The 9,374-nt window shown below is 68.4% G+C and carries 12 protein-coding genes; 9 read left to right on the top strand and 3 right to left on the bottom strand.

The genetic code is table 11. The features are described 5' to 3' along the window. The 3 genes from FJ311_14675 to FJ311_14665 all read left to right on the top strand — a co-directional run. On the top strand, positions 1–528 hold a 528-nt coding region (locus tag FJ311_14675), incomplete at its 5' end, for a fumarylacetoacetate hydrolase family protein (protein ID MBM3952683.1). Positions 529–554: 26 nt separating this feature from the next. Further along, the gene (locus FJ311_14670) at positions 555–1,559 is read left to right on the top strand and encodes a tripartite tricarboxylate transporter substrate binding protein (protein MBM3952682.1); all 1,005 of its coding nucleotides are present in this window, start codon (positions 555–557) and stop codon (positions 1,557–1,559) included. After that, on the top strand, positions 1,462–2,082 hold the full coding sequence (locus FJ311_14665; protein MBM3952681.1) for a tripartite tricarboxylate transporter TctB family protein: 621 nt from the start codon (positions 1,462–1,464) through the stop codon (positions 2,080–2,082). The genes FJ311_14670 and FJ311_14665 overlap by 98 nt, the downstream gene beginning before the upstream one ends. Here the strand turns inward: FJ311_14665 and FJ311_14660 are convergent. After that, on the bottom strand, positions 2,045–2,299 hold the full coding sequence (locus FJ311_14660) for a cation transporter (protein MBM3952680.1): 255 nt from the start codon (positions 2,297–2,299) through the stop codon (positions 2,045–2,047). The two genes, FJ311_14665 and FJ311_14660, sit on opposite strands and share 38 nt — an antisense overlap. Before the next feature lie 96 nt (positions 2,300–2,395). Here FJ311_14660 and FJ311_14655 point away from each other — a divergent pair, with 96 nt between their 5' ends. The 4 genes from FJ311_14655 (at position 2,396) to FJ311_14640 (ending at position 5,458) form a co-directional block, all read left to right on the top strand. Further along, positions 2,396–3,907 carry a tripartite tricarboxylate transporter permease gene (locus FJ311_14655; protein ID MBM3952679.1) on the top strand — a complete coding sequence of 504 codons (1,512 nt, stop codon included), beginning with the start codon at positions 2,396–2,398 and terminating at the stop codon, positions 3,905–3,907. Between the two features lie 72 nt (positions 3,908–3,979). Beyond that, positions 3,980–4,645 carry a hypothetical protein gene (locus FJ311_14650; protein ID MBM3952678.1) on the top strand — a complete coding sequence of 222 codons (666 nt, stop codon included), beginning with the start codon at positions 3,980–3,982 and terminating at the stop codon, positions 4,643–4,645. Between the two features lie 78 nt (positions 4,646–4,723). Next, positions 4,724–4,978, top strand: a complete 255-nt coding sequence (locus FJ311_14645; protein MBM3952677.1) for an SHOCT domain-containing protein — start codon at positions 4,724–4,726, stop codon at positions 4,976–4,978. Positions 4,979–4,990: 12 nt separating this feature from the next. Then, a complete protein-coding gene (locus tag FJ311_14640) occupies positions 4,991–5,458 on the top strand; it encodes a cytochrome c (GenBank protein ID MBM3952676.1) in 468 nt (155 codons plus the stop codon). A 9-nt stretch (positions 5,459–5,467) separates the two neighbouring features. Here the strand turns inward: FJ311_14640 and FJ311_14635 are convergent, their stop codons facing one another. Beyond that, positions 5,468–5,899, bottom strand: a complete 432-nt coding sequence (locus tag FJ311_14635) for a CBS domain-containing protein (protein MBM3952675.1) — start codon at positions 5,897–5,899, stop codon at positions 5,468–5,470. A 41-nt stretch (positions 5,900–5,940) separates the two neighbouring features. Next, positions 5,941–6,975: a methyltransferase domain-containing protein gene (locus FJ311_14630; protein MBM3952674.1), complete on the bottom strand. Its 1,035-nt coding sequence runs from the start codon at positions 6,973–6,975 to the stop codon at positions 5,941–5,943. Between FJ311_14630 and FJ311_14625 the strand changes: the two genes are divergently transcribed. Both FJ311_14625 and FJ311_14620 read left to right on the top strand, forming a co-directional pair. Beyond that, on the top strand, positions 6,974–7,882 hold the full coding sequence (locus FJ311_14625; GenBank protein ID MBM3952673.1) for a 23S rRNA (adenine(2030)-N(6))-methyltransferase RlmJ: 909 nt from the start codon (positions 6,974–6,976) through the stop codon (positions 7,880–7,882). The two genes, FJ311_14630 and FJ311_14625, sit on opposite strands and share 2 nt — an antisense overlap. A 46-nt stretch (positions 7,883–7,928) precedes the next feature. Next, positions 7,929–9,374, top strand: a 1,446-nt coding sequence (locus tag FJ311_14620; protein ID MBM3952672.1) for a TolC family outer membrane protein, incomplete at its 3' end; no start/stop codon positions are given.

Genomic DNA, 9,374 nt, shown 5'->3' with positions numbered 1-9,374 from the left:
TCGGTGATCGGACCGGGCGCGACCATTCCGGCGCACCTCGACCCGACCGCTTCGGTCGATTACGAGGGCGAATTGACCGTCGTCGTCGGTCCGGGCGGGCGGAACATTTCCAAGGCCAATGCTTTCAAGCACGTCTACGGCTATACCATCATCAACGACGTGACCTCGCGCACCCAGCAGCAGCGTTACGGCCAATGGTTCCTGGGGAAAAGCCTCGACGGCTTCTGCCCGATGGGGCCCTGGCTGGTCACCGCCGACGAGGTCGGCGACGTGACCGAAATCGGCCTCGAAACCCGCGTCAACGGCGAGCTGCGCCAGAAGGCCAAGGTTTCCGATCTCATTTTCGACATTCCGACGCTGATCGAGGCGATCTCGCTCGGCCGCACGCTGGAACCCGGCGATCTGATCGCCACCGGCACGCCGTCGGGCGTCGGCCTCGGCTTCAAGCCGCCCAAATTCCTGAAAAAAGGTGATAAGGTGTCGATCGCGTTCGACCGCGTCGGCACGCTCGAAAACAAGGTCGGATGACTCGAAACGTCCGGGGGAGGACCATCATGGCATTCGCGCATCGCGGTTTATCGGCGCTCGTTGTGTTCGCGTGGCTGGCGGCGTTCGGCGCGGCATCCGTGCCCGCCCTGGCGCAGGACAAGTTCCCGTCCCATCCCATCACCATGATCATTCCGTTCCCGCCGGGCGGCGTCGCCGACCAGACCGGGCGGCCCGTCGCCGCGGGCATGGAGAAGTTCCTGAAGCAGCCGGTGATCGCGTCCAACAAAGGGGGCGCGGGCGGCGCGGTCGGCATGGCGGCGGCGGCCAACGCCAAGCCCGACGGCTACACCATCCTGATGGCGCTGTCCTCGATCTCCATCATCCCCGAGGCCGACAAGTTGTTCGACCGCAAGCCGGCCTACGAGATGAAACAACTTGCGCCGATCGCGTTGGTCACGTCGGACCCGACCATCCTGGTGGTCCCGGCCGACAAGCCGTGGAAGACGGTCGCCGATCTGGTCGCCGACGCCAAGAAACGCCCCGGCGAGATTTCGTTCTCGTCCTCGGGGCTCTACGGCACGCTGCACATGGCGACCGAGATGTTCGCGCACGCGGCCGGGGTCAAGTTCCGCCATGTGCCGTTCGCCGGCGCCGGTCCGGCCATGACCGCGCTCTTGGGCGGGCACGTCGATATGCTGGCGTCGGGGCCGGGCGTGGTGGTGCCGCACATCAAGGCGGGGAAGCTCCGCGCGTTGGCCGGTTGGGGCGAAAAGCGGGTGGCGGCGCTGCCCGACGTGCCGACCTTCAAGGAACTCGGCTACAAGGACGTGGAGTTCTACATCTGGGCCGGCGTGTTCGCGCCCGCGGCGACGCCCGCGCCGGTGCAACAGGTGCTGCGCGACGCCGTGCGCGCGGCCGTGAACGACCCCGAGTTCAAGGCGACGATGGAAAAATTGCAAACCCCGGTCTCCTATCTCGACGCCCCGGAGTTCAAGAAATTCTGGGACAAGGACGCGGCCATGCTGGCGGCGGCGGTCAAACGCGTCGGCCGGGTCGAGGAGAAGAAATAACGCGGGCTCGCGGCGCGCAAGGCCGCCGGAGATCGAGGGCACCGTGACGTCGCCCGGCGAAGGGCCGCGGCCCGCCGCGGGGGGCTTCTCCCGCGATCGCGCCGCCGGCGTGGGCCTGCTTGCGTTCGGACTCTTGATCCTGTGGCAGGCGCGTGCGCTGTCGTTCGGCTCTTTCGGCGAGCCGGGCGCGGGCATGTTTCCGACGATCCTCGCGATTCTGCTCGTTGTGGTCGGCGTCGCGCTCGCCGTCGCGGGCGGCGGGCCCGCGCTGCGCGCGCTCGGCTGGGCGGAGGCCCCGCGCGGCCTCGCCATCTTCGCCGCGCTCGCGTTCGCGGCGCTGGCGCTGGAGCCGCTCGGCTATCGCCTGACGGTCGCGGCGGTGATGCTGTTTCTGGTCGGCGCGGTCGAGCGCAAGGGATGGGTTCCGGCGCTTCTCGTCGCGCTCGGCTTCGCGTTCGGCACCTACGCCCTGTTCGCCGATGCCCTCAGGGTGCCTTTGCCGCGCGGGCCGTTCGGAGTTTAGTTCCATGGCCGGTCTTCGGCACCCAGTCGCCGTCGGCCTTGCGGTAGGCGCGCTTGACCGCGGCCCAGGCCGAACGGTGCGCGATCTCTTCCTGGCGGGGATCGGCGCGGTAGCGTTGCCACGCGCTGTTGAAGACGTTGCGGTAGATGGTCTGCGCCGGTGCCGGCAAATGGGCGCGAATGGGCGCGGGCAGGGCGGCGTTGGTTTTGTAGGGCATGACACCCCTCGGACGCTTGCGACCGGATTAATTTACGCGATCTTCGGTTCGGCGGCGTTGACCGGGATCAAACGCCCCATGCGTTCTGAATAAATGATCGAAACCCTCCAAAACCTGGCTCTCGGTTTTTCGGTCGCGACCGCGCCCGAAATGCTGCTTTACGCCTTCGTCGGCTGCGCGGTGGGCACGCTGGTCGGCATGTTGCCCGGCGTCGGCCCGCTCGCCGGGATCAGCCTGCTGCTGCCGGCGACCTTCGGCCTCAACCCGACGGCGGCGATCGTGCTGTTGGGGGGCATTTATTACGGCGCCATGTACGGCGGCTCGACCACCTCGATCCTGATGCGCATTCCGGGCGAGGCGGCGTCCGTCATGACCTGCCTCGACGGCTACGCCATGACCCGCAAGGGGCGCGGCGGGGCGGCGCTGGCCGTCGCCGCGCTCGGCTCGTTCGCCGCCGGCACCCTCAGCATCGTCGGCTTGATGCTGCTGGCGCCGCCGCTCGCGGCGGTCGCGCTCAAGTTCGGCCCGCCCGAGTATTTCGGGCTGCTGGTGTTGGGCTTGTTCGTGCTTGCGGCGCTGAGCGGCGGCTCGATGGCGAAGACGTTCGCCATGGCCGTGCTCGGGCTGTTCCTCGGCACCATCGGCATCGACCTGATGAGCGGTTTTTTCCGCTTCCAGTACGGACTGCACGAACTCGGCGACGGCATCGGCATCGTGCCGGTGGCGGTCGGCTTGTTCGGCGTCTCCGAAATCCTGCTCGCGCTCGGCCAGGCCGAGCCGCCCAAGGTGCAGCGGCCCAAATTGCGCGAGCTGCTGCCGACGCGGCGGGAGCTGGCGGATTCGGCGGCGCCGATCGGGCGCGGCACCGTGCTCGGGTTTCTGATCGGCATCGTGCCCGGCTCGGCGCACATCATTTCGTCGTTCGTGTCCTATGCGCTGGAACGCAAGGTGTCGAAGACGCCGGAACGGTTCGGCCACGGCGCGATCGAAGGCGTGGCCGGCCCCGAATCCGCCAACAACGCGGCCGCGTGCGGCGCGTTCGTGCCGATGCTCGCGCTCGGCGTGCCGTCGGGCCCGATCCCGGCGGTGATGTTGGCGGCGCTGATGGTCCACGGCATCGCACCGGGCCCGATGCTGATGACGGAGCAGCCGAACCTGTTCTGGGGTTTCGTCGCCAGCATGTACATCGGCAACGCAATGCTGCTGGTCCTCAACCTGCCGCTGGTCGGCCTGCTGGTGAATCTGCTCAGGATTCCGTACGCCTATCTTTATCCCCTGATCCTCGTGTTCTGCGTGCTCGGCGTCTACGCCGTGAACCAGAGCGCGGTGGACGTCTGGATCATGATCGCCATGGGCGGACTCGGCTACCTCCTGCGCAAGTTCGATTTCGAGGTCGCGCCGGTGGTGCTCGGCCTGGTGCTGTCGCCGATGCTGGAGGTTTCGTTGCGTCAATCGCTCGCGCTCTCGGCCGGGGATTGGAGCATCTTCGTCACCCGCCCGATCGCCGCCGGGTTGATCGGCGCGTCGTTCCTGCTCGCGCTGCTGGCATTGGTTTCCGCCGCGCGCGGCCGGGCCGCCTGGCGCGGCCGGATCGGCCTGGAGACGTGACCTGGATCAAGGTTCGGCGTCCGGCGCGCGATTAAAATAACTCCAATTTCCGCATCAAACGGAGGAACGGTCATGACGATTTACATGGCTGCGCCGCCTCGCGGCGCCGTTCTCGCGCGTCTCGCGGGGGCGCTGATTCTCGCGCTGGCGACTTTCGTCGGCGCCGCCTTCGCCCAGGGACCAGGACAAGGACCAGGGCCGGGCGGCGGCTACGGCCCGTGCGGCCCGATGATGGGTCCCGGCATGATGGGTCCCGGCATGATGGGTCCCGGCATGATGGGCCCCGGCATGATGGGGCCAGGCATGATGGGCCAAGGTTGGGGATCCGGCATGGGCTGGGGCCCCGGCATGATGGGGCAAGGTTGGGGTCCCGGCGGTGGAATGGGCGCGCCGCGCATGACGCTGGTCGATGCCAACCACGACGGCTTCGTCAGCGCCGACGAATCCGCCGCCTGGCACGAAAGCGTGTTTGCGGCCTTCGACGCCGACGGGGACGAGGTGGTGATGCGCGAGGAATATCTCGCCGGGCATATGGGCTACGGCCCCGGCACCGGCCCGCGCGCGGCCCAGATGGCGCAACAGAAGGAAGCGCGCTTCAAGGAGATGGATAAGAACGGCGATGGCAAGCTGACCCTGGAGGAATTTCTGGCCTATGCCGCAGAGCGCCATAAGACCGCCGACAAGGACGGCGACGGCAAGGTCACGGTGTGGGAGTACCGCGCCGCCCGGCGCTGGTAGAGAGAAAACAGCAAGGAGGCAATCATGTGGTACGGCGGCGGATACGGCCCCGGCATGTCCGGGTGGGGCTGGGGTTTGATGGGCGGCTTGCACGGACTCTTCTGGCTGGTGCTGCTCGTGCTCGCGGGCATCGCGTTGGTGGCGCTGGTGCGTTATCTCTGGCGCGCGGGCGAATCCCCGCGCGCATTAAACGATGCGCCCCTATCGGAGCGCGGCGGTGGAACGGAAACACCGGCATCGGGATCGTCGGCGCGGCGTATCCTCGACGAGCGTTACGCCAAGGGCGAGATCGAACGCGCGGAATATCTTCAACGGCGCCAAGACCTCGGCTAATACTAGAGCGGCATGGCCGCGTTCGGACGACGGTTCAAGAGGATCGGATGGCTTGTGGCCGGCGCGGGCGCGGTGGCCGCGCTCGGGCTTTGGCTGAAGCCGGACGCCGCCCCGCCCGACCTGAGCGACCCGTCCCTCGTCGCTGCCGGCAAAACGGTCTACGCCGTCGCCTGCGCCGAATGCCACGGCGGCAACCTCGAGGGCGAGCCCAACTGGCGCACGCCTTTTCCCGACGGCTCGCTGCCGGCGCCGCCGCACGACGCCAGCGGCCACACCTGGCACCATCCGGACAAGGTGTTGTTCGGCATCACCCGCGACGGCGGCGCCTCGGTCGCGCCCAAGGGGTTCCCGAGCCGCATGCCCGCCTTCGGCGGCCAGTTGTCGGAGCGCGAGATCTGGGCCGTGCTCGCCTACATCAAGAGCACCTGGCCGCCCGATATCCGCGAACGCCAGGAATCCCTCAGCCGCCGCGCGCGGTAGCCGCGCCTCTCACGCTTCCCACAGGCGTTCGCGGTTTTCCTGCTCGCGGCGGACTTCGTCCGCCTCGGCGCCGAGGAAATCGCGGATCGAGACGATGCCGAGCGCGCGCCCGTCGGCCGCGACCGGGAGATGCCGGACGTGGCGCTCCTGCATCACGCGCATGGCTTCGAGACCGGTCGCATCGGGCGCGACCGCGTGGGGCTTGGCGGTCATGACCTGGGAAACCTTGGTGCGGTCGGGGTCGAGGCCCGCGGCCACCACCCGGCGCAGCATGTCGCGCTCGGTGAAGATGCCGAGCAGCCGCCCGTCCGCGTCGGCGACCACGGCGGCGGCGACGTTGCGCGCGACCATCTGGCGCGCGGCCTCGCGCGCCGTTTGGTCGGGCCCGACCGCCAACAACTCCTGGCGGGCGATGATGTCCTTGATCCGCCGGTTGCGCATGGGGGAATCCTAGCGTTCCGCCGCGCCGCCCGCCAGGGGAGCTAAAAATCCAGGATAAAGGCCAGCCCGGCGACCGGCTCGCCCCGGTCGCGGCGGAGTTCGCAACGTTCCAGCGCCGCGACGGCGAAGCCCGCGCCTTCCGCCGTCCGGCGCAGGTAGGCCTCGCCGTGGCGGAAACGCCGCGCCGGGCCGAGGATGAAATCCGCCGCGCCACCGTCTTCCGCCGTCGCCGCGAACCGCCCGCCGGGTCGCAGCGCCACGCGCGCGGCGGCGAACAGCGGCGCCAGGTCGCCCACGTAGCCGAGCGCGTCGGCGGCGACGATCACATCGAACCCGGCCGGCATCGCGCGCGCCGTTTCGATCATGTCGCCGACAATGACGCGATCGTAAATGCCGCGCGCGCGCGCCTTCGCCGCCATGCCGGGCGAAAGATCGACGCCGACGAGGGTGCGCGCGAACGCGCGGAACGCGAGCCCCGAAAGCCCGGTGCCGCACCCGAGGTCGAGAATGTCGAAGGCGCGGGCTTCTTGCGGCGCGCCGAGCAGCGCGCGCAAAATCTCCGGCGCGCGATAGGAAAGCTTGGCCATGTCGGCGTCGAATTTTTCGGCGTACTGGTCGAACATCTCGCGCACGAAATCGGCCGAGAGCGTCGGCTGGCCCGCCTCGGCCCGGGCGAGCAGCGCGCGGGCCTCTGCCGCGAGCGAATCCTCGCGGCAATCATTTAATGGCGGCGGGGATTCGCCCGCCGCCGCGTCGGGATCGAGGCCGTCTTGCGATCGCGCGCTTATCAGCGCGACCGCCCGGCGCAAGTGGAACGCGGCCGCAGCGGGATCGGCGGCGGCGATCCAGGCGCGGCCCAGGTCGGTCCGCACCGCCGGGTCGTCGGGTTCCAGGCGCGCCGCGCGCTGCAACGCCTCGATCGCCTCGGCCAGCCGGCCGTGGGCGAGGTAGGCGCGGCCCAGGCGCGCGTGCGCGTCCGCGTCGTCGGGACGGGTGAGGGCGGCTTCGCGAAGGGGCGCGAGCGGATCCGGCATGGCGTCGCTTATGATATGAAACGGAGGAGATCGGGTCGCCATGAATTACCGTCATGCTTACCACGCGGGCAACTTCGCCGACGTCTTCAAGCACGCGGGCTTGGCGCTGATCGTCGACTATCTGAAAAAGAAGCCGGCGCCGTTCGCGGTCGTCGACACCCATGCCGGCCTCGGGCGCTACGATCTCTCCGCCCCGGAGGCGGAAAAAACCGGCGAATGGCGCCAGGGCATCGGCCGGGTGTTGGAATCGCCCCCGGATTTGCCGGGCTTGGCGTCGCTGTTGAAGGCAGTGGTCGCCGTTAATGGCGGACACAAGCCGAGTGCCGCGCACATGCCGCGCTATTATCCCGGCTCGCCGCGCGTTGCGCGAACCTTGCTGCGCAAGAGCGACAAGTTATGGTGCGCGGAACTGCACCCCGAGGACGCGCGCGCGCTGGCGCGCGAATTCCGGGGCGACGGGCAGGTCGAAATCCGCCGCATGGACGGCTACGAGGCGATCCGCGCCTGGCTGCCCCCGCTGCCGCGAGCGAATCCTCGCGGCGAATCAACAATGGCGGCGGGGATTCGCCCGCCGCCGAAGCGCGGTGTCGTGCTGATCGACCCGCCGTTCGAGCAACGCGACGAGTTCGATCATCTGCTCCGGGGATTGAAGGACGGCCATCGCCGGTTCGCGACCGGGATCTTCGTTCTCTGGTATCCGATCAAGTCCCGCGCGCCGGTGGATCGGTTCCATGCGGCGCTCGCCGAATCGGCGATTCGCCGGATTCTCGCCGCCGAATTGCTGATCCATCGACTCGACAATTCCGAACGGCTCAACGGTTGCGGCCTGATCGTGGTCAACCCGCCCTGGCGGCTCGATTCCGATCTCGCCCGGCTGGTGGCCGGATTGGCCGGTCTTTTCGCGCCGGACGAGGGTGCCTCCTCGGTTGCGTGGCTGGCGGGGGAGTAGCGGGGGATTATCCCCGGAATTAACCGCCGGAACCCGCCACTCAATAATGTACGCCGGCCGGCGGACACGCTATGGTTTGTGTCCAAAGCGAGACCTGCGCGCGGATAATCGCAGGCCCGGTTTTCGTCCAGGCGAGGGCATACGGACCGTGGCGGAATTCGTTCACATGCGGGCGACGGTTTTGGCCGCCGTGGCGGCTTCGCTCGTTGCCGCCGGCGCGGCTAAGGCCGAAACGCTGCCCGAGGTGCTGCCCGATCTCCTCAAGATCAGCAAGCGGGTGAAGGCGGCCGAGGCCGACATGAAGGCCGCGAACGAAAAGGCGCGCGAGGCCCTCGGCGACTGGTTCCCGAAACTCGACCTCACCGGCAACTACGGCTACGAACGGCAGTTCAAGGGCAACAACACCGCCGACACCTCGATCCCGCCGCGCGAGTTCGAGGTCAAGATCACGCAGTTGCTGTGGGACTTCGGCTCGACCAACCGCGCCATCGACAACGCGCGGCTTTCGTACGAGCAGGCGCGTTCCACCCGCGACGCGATCGAGCAGGTGGTCCTGCTCGAAGGCGTCACCGCCTATCTCGACCTCCTGCGCCGCACGCGCATCCTCGAATTCTCGCGCGGCTCGGAAGACAACATCAAGCGCCAGACCGAACTGGAAGACGCGCGCGTGCAGCGCGGCTCCGGCTTCTCGACCGACGTGCTGCAATCGAAGCGCCAGCTCGCGTCGGCGCAGGCCGCGCGGGCGCGCGCCGAGGGCGCGCTGCAGACCGCCCGCAACCGCTATCTCAACGTGTTCGACAAGCTGCCCGAACGGCCCGCCACCATGGCGATTCCGCGCCTGCCGCTCGACCGGCTGCCGGCAACGCTGAACGAGGTGGTCGACATCGCCGCCCGCGACAATCCGCAGCTCAAGGCCGCCAAGCTGACCACGGAAATCGCGCGCAACAACGTCTCCAAGACGTTTTCCGACAAGTTCGCCCCGACCATCAACCTGGTCGGCGAGCACGGGCACAAGAACGACTTCGACGGCACCATCGGCAACAAGAACGAGCGCATGATCAAGGTCGAGGGCAAGTATTCGTTCAACCTCGGCCTCACCGCCATCAACACCTTGAAGGCGAGCGAGTTCAACCTGATTTCGTCGGAAAACAAATACGGCGATGCCCTCGACAACGTGCAGGAGCAGGCGCGCAACGCCTGGCAGGAACTGGAAACCTCCCGGCAGAACCTGGAGCATCTCCGCAACGAAGCCAACATCGCCGCCGAATTCCTGGAGCTGGCGCGCAAGGAACGCGCGCTCGGCCGCCGTTCGCTGATCGACGTGCTCGCGGGCGAAACCGCGCTCATCAACGCGTCGTCCGACGCGGCGTCCGCCGAAACCGACATGGCGATCGCCGTGTTCAAGCTGCTCTCGGCCATGGGCCGGCTCGGCATCGAAGCCGTGGTTTCTCCGTCCGCCCCGCCCGCCGCCGCTCCTCCCGCCGCCGCGCCG

It is taken from the genome of Rhodospirillales bacterium, assembly GCA_016872535.1.
Lineage (GTDB): Bacteria > Pseudomonadota > Alphaproteobacteria > Rhodospirillales > 2-12-FULL-67-15 > 2-12-FULL-67-15.
The sequence above is the reverse complement of the archived record's forward strand: the minus strand, read 5'-3'. Positions and strand labels throughout refer to the sequence as shown.